Here is a 20,023-nt window from a genome sequence, read left to right on the forward strand (position 1 = left end):
ATTAATGAACGGAAAACTATCAAAGATGGACTGTGGACCGTAATTTATGGATGGAAAGCCATTAGTGAATGGGTACTAGAGCATAATCTGAACTTCCTTCTGCATATCATTATCTGCCTCATTGCTCATCATTATGAACGCCCTTGTTAACTTGAGACACATGCTAAGTATCAGTTCAATAATTACAAATTACAGTTCATCTACTGCTGTTTCCCCTCATAGAAGGCAGCTTGTAAAATCGCATCGTATTCTTGTTGTTTCCGGGCAGGCTGTTACTGATATTCGGCGAGGATACATGCAGTGTTAAAGGTATACTTCAAAGGTATTCTGACTATCATTCACTGAGAATGCTCTAATATTTTGAGCATTCCCCCACATTACAGGTTAGTTGGCAGTATGGTTGCCGCACAATCTCGCAGAACGTATTGCGAGCTCCAGTTCGCCGGGCTTTGCGCCATCCTGCATGATCTGAATCGGCGTTTTTGTCACATCTTCACTGAGTTGAATCGGCGCTTTCAGCACACCGAGACGCAGCATTGGATGCGTGTCTTCATCAAACGCGCTCATGACTTCTTTAAACCCGGGCACCAGGCCTTTATCGGTGAACTGGAAGGCTGGGAAGATATAATCGGCGTTTTGTTTAAACGCAATGAGCTGATTCTTTTTTACTCGGACATTTACTGACTGGCGGGTGATGCCCAGCTTATCGGCCACGTCGTTAACCTTAAGGGTGCCGCCAAGCTCCTGGAGGCTCTTGTAAAAAGCCTCCAGATTTTCGCGGCGAAGGCGTACTTTACGCATCTCCTGTTCTGAAGCACGCGTCTTTTGTTCCATCTGAATGGAGCAGAGCAGTTGCATCAGTGAACCATCATCCAGCGTGATTGCGTCCAATGCTTTGTTTTTATCTTCAAACTCAGGCATCAGTGAGACCGCGATGTTATTAATCCTTTTCAGAAGACTTAGTTGAAAATCAGCCAGCGTCACTTTTGCGCTCAGCTCTAGTTCTGTTTTGGTATGTCTGTTCATAAGTTACCTCAGTTTGACATTTATTCTATTTTGCGTTTTTGTAATGGTCAAACTTCTGGTGATAAACCCGCAGACTCATTTAGATTTAGAATCAATTACGTAATAAATGCTAGGGGTCACTTTCTGCGGCGGTTTTGAATTGCTCTATAAGGGGTCCGCTTGGAAAACGGAAAATATCCTACGTTAAGCCTGTTTCTTTAGCTGGCATTACAAAAAGCGAGCGTCTGCATGGTACAGACAGACACCCGAATACGATAAAAATGAGACGAAAAAAACAGGTTACTTAACCCGCTTCCCCGTTTCGTCAATGACCTTTTCGCCGTCCTCTTTGGTAAACGCTCCTTTCTGACCTTCAGGTAGAATATCCAGCACTATTTCTGAAGGGCGGCAAAGACGAGTGCCAAGCGGCGTAACGACTACCGGCCGATTAATCAGGATCGGATGTTGAAGCATAAAATCAATCAACTGCTCATCACTGAATTTCTCTTCATCAAGGCCCAGGTGTTCATAAGGCTCAACATTCTTACGCAGCAATGCACGCACCGTAATTCCCATATCTGAAATAAGTTTAATCAGCTCATCACGGGTCGGTGGCGTATCGAGATAATAAATAATGGTCGGTTCGTTACCGCTGTTACGGATCATCTCCAGCGTGTTGCGTGAAGTGCCGCAGGCCGGGTTGTGATAGATGGTAATGTTGCTCATATCTTTATCTCATTACAAAGTGATGGAAAGCCGCAACGCCAGCGCGACCAGAGTGACAAACAGCACGGGCAGAGTCATGATAATGCCGGTGCGGAAGTAATAACCCCAGGTGATCGTTATATTTTTCCGGGCAAGCACATGCAGCCAAAGCAGGGTTGCCAGACTGCCAATCGGGGTGATTTTCGGGCCTAAATCGCAGCCAACCACGTTGGCATAAATCATTGCCTCTTTGACGACGCCAGTCGCCGTACTCCCGTCAATCGACAGCGCGCCAATCAGCACCGTCGGCATATTGTTCATCACCGACGACAGGAACGCGGTCAGGAAGCCGGTGCCGAACGTTGCTGCCCATAACCCCTTTTCTGCCAGCAGGTTCAGTACACCAGACAGATACTCCGTGAGCCCGGCATTGCGCAGGCCATAGACCACCAGGTACATGCCCAGCGAAAAAATCACGATCTGCCATGGCGCACTGCGCAGGACTTTCCCTGTGTTGATGCCATGACCTCTTTTCGCCACGATAAACAGTACTGCTGCGCCAGCAGCTGCTATCGCGCTGACAGGGATCCCCAGCGGCTCCAGAACGAAGAAACCGACAAGCAGCAATAACAGGACAATCCAGCCCGCCCTGAACGTTGCCGCATCCTTTATCACACTGGCAGGCGTCTTCAGCAGCGAAACGTCATACGTTGCCGGAATATCCCTGCGGAAGAAGAGATGCAGCATGATCAGCGTGGCCGCAATCGCTGCCGCATCCACGGGGATCATAACGGAGGCGTACTGCGTAAAGCCCAGATCGAAGAAGTCCGCCGAGACGATATTCACCAGGTTAGAAACAATGAGTGGCAGGCTGGCCGTATCTGCAATAAATCCTGCAGCCATGACAAAGGCCAGTGTCGTGCCCTGGCTGAACCCCAGTGCGAGCAGCATCGCAATCACAATCGGCGTCAGGATCAGCGCGGCGCCATCATTGGCGAACAAAGCAGCAACAGCGGCACCGAGCAAGACTATCCAGGTGAACAGCAGGCGGCCACGTCCGTTACCCCAGCGGGAGACGTGCAGTGCGGCCCACTCAAAGAAGCCGGACTCATCGAGCAGCAGGCTGATGATGATGACCGCAATAAATGCCGCTGTCGCGTTCCAGACGATATTCCAGACAACGGGAATATCAGCGATATGGATGACACCGGTTCCCAGCGCCAGCACAGCCCCGATACTCGCGCTCCAGCCAATACTCAGGCCTCTGGGTTGCCAGATCACCAGTACCAGCGTCAGTAAAAATATACTCCCTGCCAAAAGCATCTCAGACCCCATCATATATGATTTTGTAAATATGTTTTCCTGCCTCAGCAGGAGGTGCAGGCTGATTTGTCCAGCCATTCACGTACATCCTCGCGCAGACACTGCCAGGTCGTCGTGATTGTCTCTGCTGCCCACGCCGGAATATGGGGTGACAGACGATAGTGGATCCATTTGCCTTCCCGACGGTCAAGAACCAGATCAGCCTCGCGAAGGATAGCCATATGTCGCGAAATTTTGGGCTGCGATTCGGAGGTGGCAACGCAGATATCGCAGACGCACAATTCTCCGGACTCCCGGAGAAGCATGACGATGGCTAGCCGTGTTTCATCCGACAGGATTTTGAAAAGCTGAACAGGTTGTAGCATTTTTCACTCCGTTCCCTTTAGAATACACATATGTTAGATCATATATATTAACTTTAAAATCACCTGTTCTCTCCGGAGGAGAAAAATGGAACAATTTCCAGCCCTGAATACTGACTGTTTTGATCAACATATTGCCGAACGTCTGCACCTGCAGGAGCCCCCACGGATTCTGATCCTGTATGGCTCAGTAAGGGAGCGCTCCTACAGTCGCTTTGCCGCGGAGGAAGCAGGTCGCCTGCTGACGGCGATGGGCGCGGAGGTGAAATTCTTTAACCCCTCCGGTTTACCCCTGCCGGATGATGCCCCGGATACGCACCCTAAAGTCTCCGAGCTACGCGGGCTGGTCAGATGGTGTGACGGGATGGTGTGGAGCTCGCCGGAACGGCACGGGGCTATGAGCGCGGTGATGAAGGCGCAGATCGACTGGATACCGTTGAGTGAAGGCGCGGTTCGTCCTTCGCAGGGCAAGACACTTGCAGTGATGCAGGTTTGCGGCGGTTCGCAGTCCTTAAATGCCGTGAACCAGATGCGCATTCTGGGCCGCTGGATGCGGATGTTCACAATTCCCAACCAGTCCTCGGTGGCGAAAGCCTGGCAGGAATTTGATGAGAACGGAAGGATGAAGCCGTCCTCATGGTACGACCGTATCGTAGATGTCGCAGAGGAGTTGTTTAAAATTACGTTGCTGCTCAGGGGACAAACCAGCTACCTTGCAGATCGCTACAGCGAACGAAAAGAGAGTCATCAGGAACTTTCGTACCGCGTCAATCAGGAAAAAATATAACGCCTTCTGATCGTATAAATACACATCATGAGCGTTTTCACAAAGTCTCGTTCTGCCAGGCAGCGGATAATCTTACATGTGTCTGTCGTTTTCAGAAGACGGCAGACCGGACTAAAACCATAGGCATATCATTTGCCTTCAACAAGTTCACCGAACAGCTCTTTCACCCTGTTTCTGGCGTCCGTTAGCGCTATGTGCCCTTGTCCGGTGATTTCATATACTCGCCGGATTCGTCGACCGGCCTGAACATGTCGTGAAGTGAGATACCCCTTCTTTTCCATACCGTGCAGCATCGGATACAGGGTACCCGGGCTGAGTTGATAACCGTGGTGTCGCAATTCCTCAATGATGCCCAGACCAAAGACGGGTTCTTTGGCTGCATGATGCAGGATGTGCAAACGGATCATCCCGCCGTAAAGATCTTTGTCGGTCACGCCCGGAACCTCACAGTGCTAAACTCAACAACCAACCCGCAACACCGCAACTCACTACGACCAGCCACGGCGGCAGTTTCCAGAACATCAGAGCGACCAGTGCCACAAGGGCAAGGCCGAAATCTTGCGGAGCGAGAACTGCGCTCGTCCATACTGGTTGATGGAGAGCTGCCAGCAGAAGGCCAACTACGGCTGCATTAATACCCTGCAACGCTGCTTGTGTACGGATATTGCGGCGCAGACTTTCCCAGAACGGCAATGCTCCCACAATCAGAAGGAAGGACGGTGCGAAAATTGCCAGCAGACAAACCAGACCACCCAGCCAGCCAGAAGGCACCTGGTTCATCGAAGCCCCGAGAAAGGCTGCAAAAGTGAACAACGGTCCAGGAACGGCCTGGGCAGCGCCGTAGCCAGCCAGGAATGTATCAGTGCTGACCCAGCCAGAAGGAACGACTTCAGTCTGCAGTAATGGCAGCACGACATGCCCGCCACCAAAAACCAGTGATCCGGTCCGGTAGAAAGTTTCTACCATTAACAGCGTCGGATTTGGGAATATCGCCGTCAGCAATGGTAACCCTGTCAGTAGCACAAAGAACAGCGTGAGCCAGAACAATCCGACGCGACGCCGTATTGAAACGGGCAGCGGATCATGTACCGTCGTCTGCTGAGGTTTGAACAGTAACATGCCAGTGACAGCCGCAGTGACGATTACTCCCACCTGTCCCCAGGCCGATGGCACAAGAAGCACAAAGCAGGTTGCCACTGCCATGACAGTAATACGCGGTATATCCGGGCAAAGATTTCGGGCCATGCCCCATACAGCTTGCGCGACCACCGCAACGGCTACCACTTTCAGCCCATGCAATACACCAGAGGGCATCACATCCCCGTAACTGGTCATCCCCAGCGCAAACAGGATCAGTGCAACTGCTGACGGTAGCGTGAAGCCGGCCCATGCTGCCAGCGCCCCGGTATAACCGGCCCGGGACAGCCCGAGCGCTATACCAACCTGACTGCTTGCTGGTCCCGGAAGGAACTGGCACAGAGCGACCAAATCTGCATAGCTGCGCTCGGTCAACCACTGCCGTCGCGTCACAAACTCATCGCGGAAGTAACCCAGATGGGCAATTGGGCCGCCGAAGGATGTCAGGCCAAGTCGGAAGAAAATCAGAAAGACAGCCCAGGGGCTGTGATCATTCCTGGCAGTATCGTTCATGGTCAGATCCTGATTGCTGGTTTTATTGGCTATTATAATCGAATTTCGTTATCGAAATTCGATTATAATAGCCACTGCTCCCTGTGGATAGAATGATGTTTCATGCTTTCCAGATGTTTACTTCAAGAACAGTTTCAACTGCCTGGCCAGTTATGGGCTTTATTCACATTCAGTATTATTGCTGTCCTGCTTTTACCCGGAGTATGGTTTGCCGGGTGGTATTAAATTCTCTGGCAACCGCACTGATACTGGCCCCGGAATTAAGGCGCTCTGACACTATTTTTTTTTGCTCCTCGCTCAAGATGGGCGGACGACCGAAGCGTTTCCCGGCTGATCTTGCCCGAGAAATCCCTGAATGTGTGCGTTCAATCAGCAGATCCCTCTCAAACTCAGCCACAGCTGAAATCACCTGCATCGTCATTCTCCCGGCAGCGCTGGTCAAATCAACACCTCCGAGCGCCAGGCAGTGAACACGAATATCTGACGAAGCCAGTTGCTCAACAGTTTTTCTGATATCCATGGCATTACGCCCAAGACGATCCAGCTTGGTGACTATCAGCACATCACCATTTTCCATGCGATCAAACAGCCGGATAAATCCGGGACGTTCGCTGGCAGCAACCGAACCACTTATATGTTCCTCAATCAGTCGCTGGGGTCTGATGGCAAAACCCGCCGCTTCAATTTCCCTTCGCTGATTCTCGGTGGTTTGCTCAAGAGTCGAAACCCGGCAGTAAGCAAAAACTCGTGACATAGGAAACTTTCCGTACGAAATGGATGTCCGAATTATAATGTATGTACGAAACAAATTTCGCTGACTTTCGGACATATTGTTTGCGAGGCGTACGAAACCGACCGGTTTCGGTCAGTGCGAATGATAACTTTAATGAACTATGTGCAGGGGAAGCATTTATGCCACGGAGACAAATACTCAGTAGTGAAGAAAAAGAACGCTTGTTGATTGTGCCGGATGATGACGTATTTCTGACGCGCATGTGCTTTCTGAGTGAACATGACCTCGCGCTCATTAATAAACACCGCAGGCCAGCTAACCGTCTGGGCTTTGCAGTTTTACTCTGTTATTTGCGAGGACCAGGGTTTCCTCCCGACAAAAGTATTTCACCTCACGACGGTGTTGTCTTCAGGCTGGCGGCTCATTTGAAAGTCCAGTCTGATTTGTGGGCCGAGTATGCATCAAGAGAGGTCACCCGCTGGGAACATCTGGCTGAACTCTACCGCTACCTGGAATTATCCCCTTTTAACCGGGCGCTGCAAAAAACCTGTATTCGCCACCTTTATCCCCACGCCATGCGGACAGACAGAGGTTTTTTACTTGCGGAGGAAATGCTCTCCTGGCTCCACAATAATAAGGTTATTTTCCCCTCTGTTGAAGTGATCGAACGAACCCTGGCCGAAGCAACAACACTTGCCGACAGGGCGGTTTTTTCTGCGCTTACCGCGCAGCTTGAACCAGGGCATAAAGCGGCACTGGACCGTCTGTTGGTATCTGAGGGTGAGCAACCTTCACGGCTGGCCTGGCTGCTCCAGCCTCCGGGAAAAATTAATGGTAAAAATGTCCTGCAACATATCGACCGGTTAAATGCGATTGAGTCGCTGGCACTCCCTGACGGCATTGCACTTTCCGTTCACCAGAACCGACTCCTGAAACTCGCACGCGAAGGCAGGAAAATGAGTAGCCGGGATCTGGCAAGATTCACGGATGTTCGCCGTTATGCCTCGCTGGTTTGTATCATATCGGAGGCCAGATCCACCCTGACTGACGAAGTTATTGATCTGCACGAGCGTATTCTGAGTAGTCTGTTCAGCAGGGCAAAACGTACTCAGGCCGAGCGGCTCCAGCAAACGGGAAAGCTGATTCAGAGTAAACTGAAGCAATACGTTACCGTCGGACAGGCATTACTTAACGCCAGAGAGTCCGGGGAAGATCCCTGGGCCGCAATAGAAGACGTCCTTCCCTGGCAGGAATTCATCAACAGCGTGGAAGAGACGCGGTTCCTGTCACGTAAGGACAACTTCGACCCGTTGCATCTGATGACAGAAAAATACAGTACGCTGCGTAAATACGCCCCCCGGATGCTGTCCGTGTTGCAGTTCAGGGCTGCACCCGCCGCAATGCAGCTCACTGACGCATTGGATACCGTCAGAGATATGTATAGAAAACAACTCCGAAAAGTACCGCCTTCCGCGCTAATCGGGTTCATCCCGGAAAGCTGGAGAAAGGTTGTGATCACCCCCACCGGCATTGACCGAAAATATTACGAATTTTGCGTGCTGAATGAACTGAAGGGAGCCTTACGTTCAGGTGACATCTGGGTAAAGGGGTCACGCCGCTACAGGAATTTCGATGATTATCTGATCCCGTCAGACGATTTTGAAAAATCACTCCGGGATAACCAGTTACCCCTTGCTGTTCCGGCCGATTGCCATGAATACATCAAGAGCCGTTTGACGCTTCTTGCATCGCGTCTGGAAGAAGTTAACGCGATGGCGCTGGCCGGTGATTTACCCGATGTTGATATATCGGATAAAGGCGTGAAAATTACCCCGCTGGATAACAGTGTCCCTTCAGCAGCATCCCCTTTTGGCGATCTGGTTTATGGCATGCTCCCTCACCCTAAAATTACTGAAATGCTGGATGAAGTGGACGGCTGGACTGGTTTTACCCACCATTTCACACATCTCAAAAACAATCACGTCAGACCTAAAGACAGAAAGTTGTTACTGACCACCATCCTGGCCGATGGTATCAACCTTGGACTGACAAAAATGGCCGAATCCTGTCCGGGAACGACCAAATCGTCACTCGAGGGCATTCAGGCCTGGTACATCAGGGATGAAACCTATTCAGCTGCGCTGGCCGAGTTGGTCAATGCCCAGAAAAAACGCCCTCTGGCGGCATTCTGGGGCGATGGAACAACGTCATCGTCTGATGGACAGAACTTTCGGGTGGGGAGTCACGGGCGTTATGCTGGTCAGGTCAATCTTAAATACGGTCAGGATCCAGGCGTGCAGATTTATACGCATATTTCGGACCAATACAGCCCGTTTTACACCAAAGTTATCAGCCGCGTGCGGGATTCAACACACGTACTTGATGGTCTGCTGTACCACGAAACTGATCTGGAAATTACAGAGCATTACACCGACACAGCAGGTTTCACTGAGCATGTTTTTGCGCTAATGCATCTGCTAGGATTCGCTTTTGCGCCAAGGATCCGGGATCTTCATGACAAACGGCTGTTTATTCATGGAAAAGCTGAGTTGTATCAGGGGCTTCAGTCAATCATCTCGACAACCAGCCTGAATCTAAAGGAAATTGAAACCCACTGGCATGAGGTGCTGCGTCTGGCAAGTTCTATAAAGCAGGGAACGGTAACAGCATCACTGATGATGAAAAAGCTGGCAAGCTATCCGAAGCAGAATGGTCTGGCAAAGGCGCTGAGAGAGATTGGCCGCATCGAAAGGTCATTGTTTATGCTGGACTGGTTCAGGGATCCTTTACTGCGTCGACGCGTACAGGCGGGGCTGAATAAAGGTGAGGCTCGCAATGCCCTTGCGCGAGCGGTCTTTATGCATCGGCTGGGTGAAATCAGAGATCGGGGGCTGGAGAATCAGAGCTATCGAGCCAGCGGTCTGACGTTGCTGACTGCGGCGATCTCACTGTGGAATACGGTATATATAGAAAGAGCGATAGATTCTTTGAGACGAAAAGGGATCCCGATTAATGAGCAACTGATTACCCATCTGTCACCACTGGGATGGGAACATATCAACCTGAGCGGGGATTACGTCTGGAGAACGAACCTCAAACTGGGACAGGGTAAATACCGCGCATTACGCTCAGTGAATAGTAATATGTACAAAAAACAGGCTTAGCGTAGGATAATTTCCGTTTTCCAAGCGGACCCCTATAAGTAATTTGTCCGTCCAGGTTAAGAGGTTTTTTACAGATGCCTGCAGCTCAGACAAACAAATATGTCTGTCCGACTTGGATGTATGGGTAAATTAATAATAAATATCAATGCATTAGGGCTAAAAGGACATTGCTCACCCTGAGGATGGCTTTAACCAAAAAGAAAAGTGTCCGTCTAACTTAATCTTTGGATGTAACTTGTTGAATAAATACTATTTTATTATTAATTTCGTAGGAAATACTTCCCGTTTCTATCACACGAAGAAAAGTGTCCGTCTAACTTGCAAGCTAAACTCATAATCCTTAGTCAACAAAAACAACAGAATTTTCATGCGGTACGTCCGATAGGGCAGAGTCGTTCGAACCAATCGACATCCTGGCTGCGGCCAGCACTGCCTTCATTTCACTAGTATAAGGGTGATTTTTGTAAATTACGGCATCGAAGCGCGCGAGCTGATCATGACATGCTGAGGCCTGTCCTAAAGCGCATCTCAGCGTAGGTAATATCCGAGACGACAACTTGGCTGTTATACATCACCACTTGCACCAAGCATCTGATCGCGACTGCCGACTGCTCTGACATGATGAATGATAAGTTGTAGATGTACAGCACATGTCTTATGTTCCCAGTCCACATAGTACTTCTTTGCTGACAATTTTTTTGTGCTGGGTAAGAAAATCCGGCTCGGCATTTCATTCTGTGCGTCCGAATCAGACGTCGGACAGGTTGCCGCCGAAGCAATCAGAGGTATTTTACGAAAAAGCCTCAAGGAGTGACCAATTTTTATTGACCATAGGAAGTGCTCGCGGTGGGCTTCATTGAGCTAAAAAACGTAAAGGAAGTGCGAATCTGGGTGTATTAATTCGTTTGTTACTATGACGAAAAACACTAGCGCAGTTTTATAGGCAGCAGTCTATAAATGAGGACGCGGATCAGAGAAGCTTGCTATGCAAGCTTCTCACGCCAGGCATGAAACCGGCAACGTAAAGATAGCATCACGCTCAATCCGAGGCGGGAAAAACAAGACGCATAGATTAATCAGGACCGATAACTTTGTTGACGATCTTAAGAGGACCATGAGTTTTTTTAAATCATAGTTACAACATACATAAGCATAGAGTTACATCCCTTGCAACCTGAAATACCCTCACAGATATGAATCAGAGAGCCCATCTCAACCAATAATCGAATTCCGTGCATAGCGGCAACAACTGAGCCCAGACTAACCCTGAACAGCGCCGCCGCCCCGGGCGAAGCCCGGGAGTAGTGTCGCTTTCAATGATGGATGTTGTAACTAGATTATGAGCCACTGTAAATAGTGCACCGGTAAGTATAGGAATACACGCTCGTAAGCGCCTCAATCGGCGCTAACGCGGAGATACGCCCCGGCTGCGGCTTCGCCTTGTCGGGACCACTCCGGCCGCGTAATTCAGCTTCTGAATAGCTTTAAGTGGATTACCGCTTTATAGGGCAAGGGTGGGGACAGATGATCCCTTCTGCTCCTTTACCTGCTTCACCAGGCTACAGTGCCACCGAACGGAATAAATCCAGTTTAGGCTAGCGGCCGCGCCTCTATGCCGGTTCAAGGTATCTAAACCTCGACAGGTTTGATGGCGCCTTCAGGAAAACTCACTAGCAGGGGAAATATCGCGACTCATTTGTTTACCGATAATTCTAAAAAAAACCGAATTCATCGAGTTCGCTAATCCTGCTTATTCCAGTGAGGGTTGATGAGAGTGAAGGGTTTGAATGTGCGAATATGTAGCTCACTCAATGGCAACGTTTTTTTCGACTGGCCTGACACCGTCACCAGGGCGGTGAAACGTACGGTAAGGTCATCCTCGCACACGGCTTCACTTTCGAGAAAAGTTGTCTGGTAACGGGTTGCTTCCGAATCGCCAAACCGATCGACGTTCAGCGTATCGATGGCGACGACCACTCCTTGAACATTCACCAGCTCTACTCCAATCTCCAGCGGACCCACCTCGCTCATGCCGCTATCTAGCATGAAGGTGGCGCTACACATCCCCTGGTTCGCCCAGACGGTGTTTGAGTGCCAAATTTCCAGTGCGCTGGCGGGCGCCATAAACAGCAGGCTAGCCATCATCGTTCCTGCTTTGATTTGTCGCTTCATCAAATGGCCTGTCATTAATCGGCGTATCCGTAAGTGGCATCGTCGCCAGTATCCGATTCCTGCACCAGGTTTTCTCCACGATAAGTCTGCGTCAAGAACCCGCCGTTAGTGCACTCTTTTTTCATCAGCAGTTTGGCGTTTTTATAGACCTTCAGACCGGTAAACTCCCAGCCTTTGCCTATGCCGCTGTAAACTACATAGCTGTATACGCCATTAATAAAGCGGTACCAGGAGGCACCGCCACCGGAGAAGGCGACCTGGCCTGCGCGAACCTGAGTCTTATCCCCTTCGAATTTTGGTAAGGTCATTTCGACTTTATCGATCCGTAGTAGTAGGTTGGTACGTCGTTATTGAGACGCACAACAACCCCCTTGCCATTAGATAAATCACAGTTGAAAAGCAGTTCAGGGTCAGGCGGTGCCGCAAGGGCCTGGTTCATGAACGCTGCCGTTGCGAGAAGGCCTAGGGCAATCAGTTTTGTTTTCATGGATTTGTCCTGATAAGCGATAACCTGCCGGATCTGTCCCCGGCAGGTCGTGCTCGTTATTGGGTCGCCAGGGTGGCTTGCAGCTCGGCTAACTGACCCTGCAGTTTTTGCAGCTCCATCTGTTTTTGCATGACAGATTCGCTCGGTCGGTTTTGTGCCTCTTTAATACTTTTTTCGAGGTCGGCGACCTGTTTTTGCGCATCGGCACGTCCAGCGGTTTTCGTTTTAAGCTGAGCCACCAGTTTATTTAGCGAGCTTTGTAGAGCCTGTTGAGACTGACGTTTGCTGGCAACGCTGGCGTTGCTCTGCGCTTTTTCTTTCTCAATGGCTTCGTTAACAGCTTTAAACTCTGCATTCAGAACTTGCTCGTGCGCGAGTGTGTTCTGTTTGTCATCCACGCGCTTATCCCAGGTACCGGAATAGTTGCAGTTAAATTTGGTGACGATACTGACATCGCCCGTAGTCGGGTCGCAGTCGCGTGCATCCGTCGCACAGCCGCTCAACAACAAGGCGCCAACGGCTAGCAGTAAATAACGCATTCTGTTCTCCTTAACCCACTTTCAGCGCGGTACGCTGGGTGTACAGGCTATCCAGCTCGCCCTGAAGGGAGCCGATTTTGTCTTGCATCAACGCAATTTTGCTATCCAGTTCTTTGGTATCGCTGCCGGTTTTATTCATACTTGCAGAGACGTCCTGCCACTGTTTTTCATGTTTTTTCATATCCGTGATGGTGTTACGCAGATAGGCGATATTGGCATCCACTCCTTTGATCTGCTTCTGAACCGCGTCTTTTTTCGCGGTCTTTGCGGTCATCTCTTTTTCAATGCTGGCCAGCGTCTGTTTGTCGGACGCGATAACTGATTTGGCAACAGTAGTGGCGTTCTGAATGCGGGCGTTTTCACTTTCCACATCTTTGATTGCTGCGTCTAACTGCAGCTCTTGCGAGGCATACTTCTTACGCTGGTTATCCAGATATGCGTTGGCACCGATCCCTACACCGCAACCGGCAACCGCGGCTGCTGCCATACACACAGCTTTGTTGCTGGAGTTACTGACGGCACACGCGAGCGCACCCAGCGCCGCGCCGCCGGCACAAGCTTGCCAGCCAGATTTGTTAAAAAACTCGACATCCTGATTATTGGCGAGACGTGGATCTACGCCGCCGCCACCACTCCCCGTACTCTGACAGCCCGCCAGAACCACCATCAAACCTGCAACTGCTGCTGTGCGTAACGCTTTAAAAGTAACCATTACCTGCTATCTCCTTGTCAAAATTAATTATTTTTTTTGCATGCCATCAGCCACGCATCGCGCGCGACTTTGCCATCTTTCCAGTAGCCCTGAAGGTTGCTCCAGTAAGTGTCCAGGTAGCCGTTCAGGTTCGTTTTTCCGCGTGCAGCCATCTGCTGCTGGACCACTGCAATCTGTGGGTCAATAAGCGGTTTGTTGTAGGTGGAGCCCATATCAACCAGCGTGTCAGCGTAGTAACTGGAGATAAAATCGAGCGCTTTCTGGTGCTGACCTAGCTGTTCCTGGCGTCGCGCGCAGTTTGCGTCCAACTGGCTGTCGGCGGCGCAGGTTTTACTGTAGAGCTGGTTCAGACGTTCGAGAAACTCCCCGTCATCTTTCATCTTGGTGCAAAGGAATGCGCCCAGTTGCAGCGAAGTCCGAATAGCCTGGTCGCGCTGTTCATCGCGCAGCTGACTGTTGGCACGCAGCTCACCACGCAGTTTTTCCAGCTCCTTTTTAAGCCCGTCATCCTGCACTTTGGCCGAGATGGCGTTCAGGTTTTGCAGTGAGTCTGGGGCCTTGCCTTGTGTTGCGGTTTTGGGTGCGCTGCCGAGGGCTTGCCACTCTTTCTCGATCTCTTTCACGCGATCGCGGGAGGTGAGGGTGGTAGAGACCATCACCAGGCGCACGCCGGTGGTTTTACTCACGTTTTCGCCGCTGTCGGTGTAGTAAGGTTCTTCGCCGCGAAGGGCGCTACGAATATCCCCCTGGGTCGTAACATAGCTGCCGCCGCGGACCACGTAGCCACCTGCTTTACCGTGCAGACGATCCAGCTTGTTCAGGCGGAAAGGTTCAAACATCATCTCCGCGACGTTGCCCAGAATGTCATGTATGCCGAGAGGGTTCGGCTTTAGCAGGCCGGTCAGTTGCAGCTTGCCGTTGGACGACTGCGCCCCGGCAAACCAGACATAGCCGTTCAAACCTTCCGGCATCGGGAAGTGTTGATCTCGAAACTCAGACGGCGACACCGCCAGCCCGCCACGGGCGGCAAACTCCCACTCGGTTTCCGTCGGCAAACGCAGGAAGCCCGGCTGTCCGTCGTCTTTTGGCAGTGAGGCGAGCTTTTCTTTACGAAGCCACAGGTTGTACTGATTCGCAAACGCCATCGCATCCATCCAGCCGATGTTCACTTTCGGCAGGCGGCCTTTGATGTCGGCTTTAGGGCACTCACCGGAAAGGGCGCGGAACTGCAAATCGCTCAGTTCGTACTTCGCGATCAGGTAGTAACGGCCTTTGTTCTTCGGATCCGGGAAACTGCCAGCAATATGCTCCTGCCGGGATTGCTCCACGAACCCCAACTCATCGCCTTCCTGGCCGAGGACGATGTTGTAATCCTCTAAGGGCTTGTTTTGCGGTATTGCAACTTTGCGAAACGCCATCGCGCCGTCGCAGGGCATTGGCAGGATCACATCGTCTGCCAGCGGTTTCGGGTTCCAGAATTTCTCATCCCAGGTGGCCTGCACGGCGCAGGAATAGCCCAGCCCAATCAACGACAGGCCCAGTGCCAGTTTAAATTTCACGTAAACTCTCCGCAGGTTCGATCTTCAGGGCGCGTAATGCCCCGATCGCGGCAACGCTGAGTGCAACGACCAGAACGCACAGCAGCGCCGCCAAATAATGAAGGGGTTCGAGGTGGCAGACAAACGCCTGATCGGGCAGTGAGGCGCCCAGCACCCGGTTAAACAACGTGCTGCCCAGCAGATAGAGCACCAGCCCGGCAGCGAATGCCGCACCGGTCAGGAACAGCACCTGGATAACAATAAACAGGGTGACGGCGCGACGACGAAAACCGAGAAGCCGCAGTATCGCCATGTCCTTTCTTTTGCGATCGATATTGGCGATAAAGGCACCAATCAACGAGGCGATGCAGCCCGTCGCTGAAATCCATGCGATCACGCCGAATATGACGCCCAGCACACGGTCTATCGCCTGCACGGCCTCAATCTGTGCCGCCTGGGTGACCGCTTCGATGTGCTGCTCTTCCAGCCAGCGAGCCAGCGCCGAGACATCATCCAGCGAGCTGGCATACACCCGTGCACGGGAGAAGCGTGTGCGCTCCCGGGGCGGTTTGCCCTCGCTAACTTGTAATAGCGGTACCTGGTAGCCGTCCCGATAGTCTTCCAGCGCCACCAGCAACGGCAGAGTGACAAAGGCGCCTGCGCGAGCAAATCGGGCGTCGTCCAGCACGCCGCTTACCGTCAAGGCGAAGGCCGTGCGTTGGTTTTGCCCCTCAACTTTGCGGTTGACCATCAGTCGGAATGACTCGCCGGGTTTGAGTTCCAACCGACGGGCTGCGCTGGCGCTCAACACCACCTGATGATCCTGGCGAGGCACCGTAACGCCCGATAACAGCGGATCGCCACTGCGGGTGGGAATCACTTCAGCACCCGCAACAAAGCGCTGACCATCGCGCACCAGATCTGCCTGGGTGTTCAGCGAGCGGGTCAGGGGGATCGAAAAGCCCACTTCCGGACGTTCCGCCAGTCGTTCCAGCCAGCTGAAATCGTAATTTCCGTTGCCGGTAATCCGCACTTCTCGGGTGCGGGGATCGTCCAGCAGCTGGTGTCGCAGTTGGCTGACGATGCCGTTTTTCAGCCCGAATAGCAGAAGCAGCGGGGCAATCACGGCAATCAGCGAAAAGATAATGCACAGGGCGACTTTGCGATCGTGAATCAGATCGCGCAGTGCCATACGCCATAGCAGGCCGCGTTCAGAAGGCCTGTCAACCGGGCAGGAAGACACTTTTCCCCTCCTCAATGCTGGCGGTGAAACGTTTGAGACCGTATTGTTCAACACGTTGCCAGTCATGGCTGACGACGATAGCGGTCATATCCAGAGTCCGCACCATGTCGACGATAAGCGCAAACAGACGGCTGGCGTTGTCCGGATCCAGCGCGGCGGTCGGTTCATCCGCCAGTAGCAGGCGTGGTTGATGGGCGATGGCGCGAATAAACGCAACGCGCTGTCGTTCACCAATGGAGAGCCGGGAAGGCAAACTCTTTAGCAGGTGACGCACGCCCAAAGTGTCGATGGCCGTCTCCAGCCAAGAGGATTGAGTGGTCAGGCCCGCCAGCCGTCGCGCCAGGGTGATGTTTTCCATCACCGACAGCCACGGCAGTAGCCCGCCATGTTGCAGCATAAAACCCAGCTCGCGGGCGCGGATCGCGGCCAGCGCAGGCTCGTCTTCAGCCAGCAGCGGGGCGGCAATGTCACGCTCGCTCAGCTGATAGGCACCGAGGCTGCCTGGGCGCAGGATCGCCCCGATCATCTCCAGCAGCGTGCTTTTGCCGCAGCCGCTGGGACCGGTCAGCGCCGCGACCTCGCCGGACCGGAGCGTAAGCCCCGGCAGCGAGACGTAGAAGCCCTGCGGCCCACCCCGGCGGATGTCCATATTACAAATGTGAAGCATCAGGGCAGGTTCTCCAGCGGAACCGGGTAGACGTTATCCCGCGGATCGCTGTCCGGTGCCAGCGCGACCCAGCGATCGGCATCTTCGTTGTAGCGCTGGTAGTAGTTGAGTTTGGTGTTCAGGCGACGAATGAAACGCTCCTGCTCCAGCCCATCCCAGCTCTTCCAGGTCTCTTCATCGAGGCTCAATACTTCGCTCAGGTACGGCAGGCTTTCGATGTACTCGCCCAACAGGCCCATTTCACCGAGGCGGGTCGCATTTTTGCCTTTTGCCTGGTTAGGATCATTGCCCATGGTCGCCGCCAGCGATCGCAGGCTGGCGAACATGTCATCCGGCGAGATCATCCCTTCGTTGGCGGCGTTGACGATCTTCTTCATCACGTCGCTCAGATCGCTCAGCTCGCTTTTGGTCAGCAGGACGCGAACTTCGGTCGCCGGGATGTTCTGATTCACCAGATCGCGATCGCTAATCCACGATTTAAAGACCGGCGGCGCTTGCGTGCCCTGCTTGTCACCGAGGTACGCCAGACGCATGGCCTTGCTCAGTTTCTCGGCATCGCTCAGCAGCGGATCGGCTTTCTTACCGGCATATTCCGGGCTGGCGCCGAGGGCGCTGCCTGCCGTCTCTTCACCGCTCCAAGCGGTTTTGATCTGACCGGTAATAGCATTGGACAGATTGTCTACGATGGTGCCGAAGCTGTTCACATCCCCGGAGTCAATCGGGTAGTACAGCGGCTTATGCAGGAACGGATTCAGCGTCAGCTCCTGATATTGCGCCGCCGCCGAGGCGTGGTTTTTCTTTCCGTCCGGCGTTTTCAGGTGCAGGGTGTACAGCGCGACGCCACGGTAGGCCGCTTCCTGGCGTACCTGCTCTGCGCTCAGATGGGTTGCAGAGAGGCTGTCGGTGCCGTCCAGCGCGCCCGCATCGGTGATCAACACCACATAGCGCGCGCCAAACTGCGTCCAGTCGACTTTATCCAGCGCGGTCATCACCCCGGCGTAGGCATCTTCATCCACTTTGCTACTGGAGACAGTCGCCGGCTTCAGGTCATGCACTTTGGCGAGGAAATCTTTGCCGTCTTTCACCGTGGTCGGATCGACATACATTTTGGCATCGTATTCCAGCCCGGGCACCGCCTTGACGCTGGAACGGTAGGCCACCAGGCCAAACTTCACTTTGTCCTGGAGCTGCTCTTTTTCGATCCGTTTGTAGATTTTATCGATCGCCTCTTTGGTGCGATCGATGTACGGTCCCATTGAGATGGTCGAGTCGATCACGAACACCACCGACGCAGAGAAGCCCTTCATCATGTTCTTCTCGTCGGTGGATTTGGCAGGGGCATTGGCGCTGCCTTTCTCACTGACCGAAGCAACGTTCAGCACCCGGACCTGAAAACCGGTATCGGTAAAGACATCGTCAGAACCCAGCACCGGCAGCAGGTAGAAGTTTTTCAGCTGATCGACCATATACTCCGGTTCACGGGCCAGCACCTGCGGCACCGGCTTTTTCTGATTCAGACTGGCGATCATCGGCTCCAGCGCAGCGGCTGGTTTGGCATTGTTAAGGAGCGACTCCACATCGCTCTTCTCTTTGAAGAACAGCATCGGGTGGCGTCCGGCGGGGTTGGTAAAGGCCAGCGTCAACTGCACTTTCCAGTCCACGGTGCACGAGGCCTTCATCCAGCCAGAGACGTGGCCGAAACTGTCCGGCCCGATCTGCAACCACTCTTCCTGACCCTGTTTTTCGCGCTGGTAAACGTAAAAGCGGCTGAACGCAGGCTGTTCTTTGCCCGCTTCGCCCGCTTTGGCGGCCAGCTGGCAGCCCGGATAGGTGAGCACCCGCTGGAACAGGGTCTGTTTACCTTCCTGTAGCAGCGGCTTTGTGTCATCGGCGTGGGCAGGCAGGCTTAATGCCGCCGCGCACAGCAGGCCGCTGAATCCATAACTCTTTTTCATTCCTTCGTCCTATTTTTTCAGCTCAGCTAAACGGGCTTTCGCCTCAGCGTTTTGCGGATCCTGATTCACCACCGCTTCGTACCAGTAGCTGGCCGTCTGCGGGTCAGGGCTGAAGCATCCCTCCGCCTGGGCGGATTTCGGGTCATATTCTTGCGCGTATCGCATCGCCATTTGGCTATCGCCGGACTGTGCCTTGTAGGCATACAGGCGTTGAGCGACGTCACATTTTTTCTCGGCTTTCGCTTTGGCAATCACATCCAGCAGTTGCGCGCTACTTGGCTGGCTGCGCAGACAGCCTTTGACGAATTCCATGTCGTTGCCGCTTTTCATAAGGTCATCACCGCAAGGGCCGCTGATTTTGGCTACCGGGGCAGCAGGGACAGGTGCAGGTGCGGGCGCGTCGGCTGGCGCGGGTTGACGCATAAACCACCATCCGGCAGCTGCAGCGGCCACCAGCAGGGCGATCACGGCGAGGATAATGGCCATCGGTGCTTTGCTTTTTGCGGGGGGCGCAGGCGCGTCAACGACTGGCGCTGGTTCTTGCACCGGGGCTTCCACCACTGGCTCAGGCTGCGTGGGCGGAGTGACGTCCAGCGTCTGACTGTTCGCTGTCAGTGGGTTTTCCCCGCCGGCCTGGGAGCTGAGCAGACCGTCAGCGATCGCCAGAATACCCACATCCCGGGCACCGCTGTCTTTGATGGCGATGCGGTACGCCGCCTGACGGTTTGCCAGCAGCGGGTCGATAAACGACGGGCCAACCTGCACGGCAGGCACGTCGTCAACGAGGCTTAGGGCTGGCAGGCCAAGGAACATTTCACCGCTCACCCAACTACCGCGGCTGTCGAGGTACAAGTTGTCCTGGTTGCGCAGGATAGAAATCTCAACGCCCTCAATGCCGCCTTTCCAGCCCTTAAGCAGCAGGGTGGCGTAGCCAGGATTGACGGGGTTTAAGGGTTTTAATTCGGGTTTGATCACGTCCGG

Annotated in this window: 19 protein-coding genes; 2 read left to right on the forward strand and 17 right to left on the reverse strand. The window is 53.0% G+C overall.

Annotated features, from left to right (window positions below; all coding sequences use genetic code 11):
• Positions 1-384 precede the first annotated feature (384 nt).
• From FHC51_RS16010 to FHC51_RS16025, 4 genes are all read right to left on the reverse strand, one after another.
• Positions 385-1,026: a DNA-binding protein gene (locus FHC51_RS16010; protein ID WP_220436019.1), complete on the reverse strand. Its 642-nt coding sequence runs from the start codon at positions 1,024-1,026 to the stop codon at positions 385-387.
• A gap of 279 nt (positions 1,027-1,305) precedes the next feature.
• On the reverse strand, positions 1,306-1,731 hold the full coding sequence (gene arsC / locus FHC51_RS16015) for a glutaredoxin-dependent arsenate reductase (RefSeq protein WP_023316432.1): 426 nt from the start codon (positions 1,729-1,731) through the stop codon (positions 1,306-1,308).
• Between the two features lie 12 nt (positions 1,732-1,743).
• Complete coding sequence (locus tag FHC51_RS16020) at positions 1,744-3,033, reverse strand: arsenic transporter (RefSeq protein WP_220436020.1); 1,290 nt, start codon at positions 3,031-3,033, stop codon at positions 1,744-1,746.
• A gap of 44 nt (positions 3,034-3,077) precedes the next feature.
• On the reverse strand, positions 3,078-3,398 hold the full coding sequence (locus tag FHC51_RS16025; RefSeq protein WP_004206577.1) for a transcriptional regulator: 321 nt from the start codon (positions 3,396-3,398) through the stop codon (positions 3,078-3,080).
• Positions 3,399-3,483: 85 nt separating this feature from the next.
• Between FHC51_RS16025 and arsH the strand changes: the two genes are divergently transcribed.
• Positions 3,484-4,182 (forward strand): arsenical resistance protein ArsH, encoded by a 699-nt coding sequence (arsH, locus tag FHC51_RS16030; RefSeq protein ID WP_220436021.1) that lies wholly within the window; start codon positions 3,484-3,486, stop codon positions 4,180-4,182.
• Positions 4,183-4,310: 128 nt separating this feature from the next.
• Here arsH and FHC51_RS16035 read toward each other — a convergent pair whose 3' ends face one another.
• The 3 genes from FHC51_RS16035 to FHC51_RS16045 all read right to left on the reverse strand — a co-directional run bounded on the left by FHC51_RS16035 (position 4,311) and on the right by FHC51_RS16045 (position 6,586).
• On the reverse strand, positions 4,311-4,616 hold the full coding sequence (locus FHC51_RS16035) for a PadR family transcriptional regulator (RefSeq protein ID WP_094484737.1): 306 nt from the start codon (positions 4,614-4,616) through the stop codon (positions 4,311-4,313).
• Between the two features lie 10 nt (positions 4,617-4,626).
• Positions 4,627-5,832, reverse strand: coding sequence for a chromate efflux transporter (gene chrA, locus FHC51_RS16040; RefSeq protein WP_220436022.1), 1,206 nt, complete (start codon positions 5,830-5,832; stop codon positions 4,627-4,629).
• 175 nt (positions 5,833-6,007) lie between these two features.
• Positions 6,008-6,586 (reverse strand): recombinase family protein, encoded by a 579-nt coding sequence (locus FHC51_RS16045; protein WP_103181196.1) that lies wholly within the window; start codon positions 6,584-6,586, stop codon positions 6,008-6,010.
• Between the two features lie 158 nt (positions 6,587-6,744).
• Here FHC51_RS16045 and FHC51_RS16050 point away from each other — a divergent pair, with 158 nt between their 5' ends.
• The gene (locus tag FHC51_RS16050) at positions 6,745-9,729 is read left to right on the forward strand and encodes a Tn3 family transposase (RefSeq protein WP_220436023.1); all 2,985 of its coding nucleotides are present in this window, start codon (positions 6,745-6,747) and stop codon (positions 9,727-9,729) included.
• Positions 9,730-11,469: 1,740 nt separating this feature from the next.
• On the opposite strand, the gene FHC51_RS16055 is transcribed toward FHC51_RS16050, so the two are convergent.
• The 10 genes from FHC51_RS16055 to FHC51_RS16100 are packed head-to-tail and all read right to left on the reverse strand — an operon-like array spanning position 11,470 to position 20,017.
• Positions 11,470-11,901 carry an IrmA family protein gene (locus FHC51_RS16055; protein ID WP_127472168.1) on the reverse strand — a complete coding sequence of 144 codons (432 nt, stop codon included), beginning with the start codon at positions 11,899-11,901 and terminating at the stop codon, positions 11,470-11,472.
• Between the two features lie 14 nt (positions 11,902-11,915).
• The gene (locus FHC51_RS16060; protein ID WP_220436024.1) at positions 11,916-12,209 is read right to left on the reverse strand and encodes a hypothetical protein; all 294 of its coding nucleotides are present in this window, start codon (positions 12,207-12,209) and stop codon (positions 11,916-11,918) included.
• Positions 12,206-12,388 carry a hypothetical protein gene (locus FHC51_RS16065; RefSeq protein ID WP_220436025.1) on the reverse strand — a complete coding sequence of 61 codons (183 nt, stop codon included), beginning with the start codon at positions 12,386-12,388 and terminating at the stop codon, positions 12,206-12,208. The genes FHC51_RS16060 and FHC51_RS16065 overlap by 4 nt, the downstream gene beginning before the upstream one ends.
• 56 nt (positions 12,389-12,444) lie before the next feature.
• Positions 12,445-12,927, reverse strand: coding sequence for a hypothetical protein (locus FHC51_RS16070; protein WP_032611727.1), 483 nt, complete (start codon positions 12,925-12,927; stop codon positions 12,445-12,447).
• A 10-nt stretch (positions 12,928-12,937) separates the two neighbouring features.
• Entirely contained in the window at positions 12,938-13,639 is a 702-nt protein-coding gene (locus tag FHC51_RS16075; RefSeq protein ID WP_032611725.1) for a hypothetical protein, read from the reverse strand.
• Positions 13,640-13,662: 23 nt separating this feature from the next.
• On the reverse strand, positions 13,663-15,198 hold the full coding sequence (locus FHC51_RS16080) for an SUMF1/EgtB/PvdO family nonheme iron enzyme (protein WP_220436026.1): 1,536 nt from the start codon (positions 15,196-15,198) through the stop codon (positions 13,663-13,665).
• On the reverse strand, positions 15,188-16,420 hold the full coding sequence (locus FHC51_RS16085; RefSeq protein WP_309236346.1) for an FtsX-like permease family protein: 1,233 nt from the start codon (positions 16,418-16,420) through the stop codon (positions 15,188-15,190). Before FHC51_RS16085 ends, FHC51_RS16080 begins: the two co-directional genes overlap by 11 nt.
• The gene (locus tag FHC51_RS16090) at positions 16,401-17,087 is read right to left on the reverse strand and encodes an ABC transporter ATP-binding protein (protein ID WP_255584892.1); all 687 of its coding nucleotides are present in this window, start codon (positions 17,085-17,087) and stop codon (positions 16,401-16,403) included. The genes FHC51_RS16085 and FHC51_RS16090 overlap by 20 nt, the downstream gene beginning before the upstream one ends.
• Positions 17,087-19,042 (reverse strand): vWA domain-containing protein, encoded by a 1,956-nt coding sequence (locus FHC51_RS16095; protein WP_220436027.1) that lies wholly within the window; start codon positions 19,040-19,042, stop codon positions 17,087-17,089. Before FHC51_RS16095 ends, FHC51_RS16090 begins: the two co-directional genes overlap by 1 nt.
• 9 nt (positions 19,043-19,051) lie before the next feature.
• A complete protein-coding gene (locus FHC51_RS16100; protein WP_220436028.1) occupies positions 19,052-20,017 on the reverse strand; it encodes a hypothetical protein in 966 nt (321 codons plus the stop codon).
• Between the last annotated feature and the right edge of the window lie 6 nt (positions 20,018-20,023).

The organism is Leclercia sp. EC_58, from assembly GCF_019584355.1.
Classification (GTDB): Bacteria; Pseudomonadota; Gammaproteobacteria; order Enterobacterales; family Enterobacteriaceae; genus Enterobacter.

What these genes read in the sequence shown, in the direction of transcription:
- FHC51_RS16010 (WP_220436019.1), bottom strand. Translation starts at nt 1,026, where the DNA reads ATGAACAGACATACCAAAACAGAACTAGAGCTGAGCGCAAAAGTGACG.
- FHC51_RS16025 (WP_004206577.1), bottom strand. Translation starts at nt 3,398, where the DNA reads ATGCTACAACCTGTTCAGCTTTTCAAAATCCTGTCGGATGAAACACGG.
- chrA (WP_220436022.1), bottom strand. Translation starts at nt 5,832, where the DNA reads ATGAACGATACTGCCAGGAATGATCACAGCCCCTGGGCTGTCTTTCTG.
- FHC51_RS16045 (WP_103181196.1), bottom strand. Translation starts at nt 6,586, where the DNA reads ATGTCACGAGTTTTTGCTTACTGCCGGGTTTCGACTCTTGAGCAAACC.
- FHC51_RS16075 (WP_032611725.1), bottom strand. Translation starts at nt 13,639, where the DNA reads ATGGTTACTTTTAAAGCGTTACGCACAGCAGCAGTTGCAGGTTTGATG.
- FHC51_RS16055 (WP_127472168.1), bottom strand. Translation starts at nt 11,901, where the DNA reads ATGAAGCGACAAATCAAAGCAGGAACGATGATGGCTAGCCTGCTGTTT.
- FHC51_RS16090 (WP_255584892.1), bottom strand. Translation starts at nt 17,087, where the DNA reads ATGCTTCACATTTGTAATATGGACATCCGCCGGGGTGGGCCGCAGGGC.
- FHC51_RS16095 (WP_220436027.1), bottom strand. Translation starts at nt 19,042, where the DNA reads ATGAAAAAGAGTTATGGATTCAGCGGCCTGCTGTGCGCGGCGGCATTA.
- FHC51_RS16070 (WP_032611727.1), bottom strand. Translation starts at nt 12,927, where the DNA reads ATGCGTTATTTACTGCTAGCCGTTGGCGCCTTGTTGTTGAGCGGCTGT.
- FHC51_RS16050 (WP_220436023.1), top strand. Translation starts at nt 6,745, where the DNA reads ATGCCACGGAGACAAATACTCAGTAGTGAAGAAAAAGAACGCTTGTTG.
- FHC51_RS16020 (WP_220436020.1), bottom strand. Translation starts at nt 3,033, where the DNA reads ATGCTTTTGGCAGGGAGTATATTTTTACTGACGCTGGTACTGGTGATC.
- arsH (WP_220436021.1), top strand. Translation starts at nt 3,484, where the DNA reads ATGGAACAATTTCCAGCCCTGAATACTGACTGTTTTGATCAACATATT.
- FHC51_RS16060 (WP_220436024.1), bottom strand. Translation starts at nt 12,209, where the DNA reads ATGACCTTACCAAAATTCGAAGGGGATAAGACTCAGGTTCGCGCAGGC.
- arsC (WP_023316432.1), bottom strand. Translation starts at nt 1,731, where the DNA reads ATGAGCAACATTACCATCTATCACAACCCGGCCTGCGGCACTTCACGC.
- FHC51_RS16065 (WP_220436025.1), bottom strand. Translation starts at nt 12,388, where the DNA reads ATGAAAACAAAACTGATTGCCCTAGGCCTTCTCGCAACGGCAGCGTTC.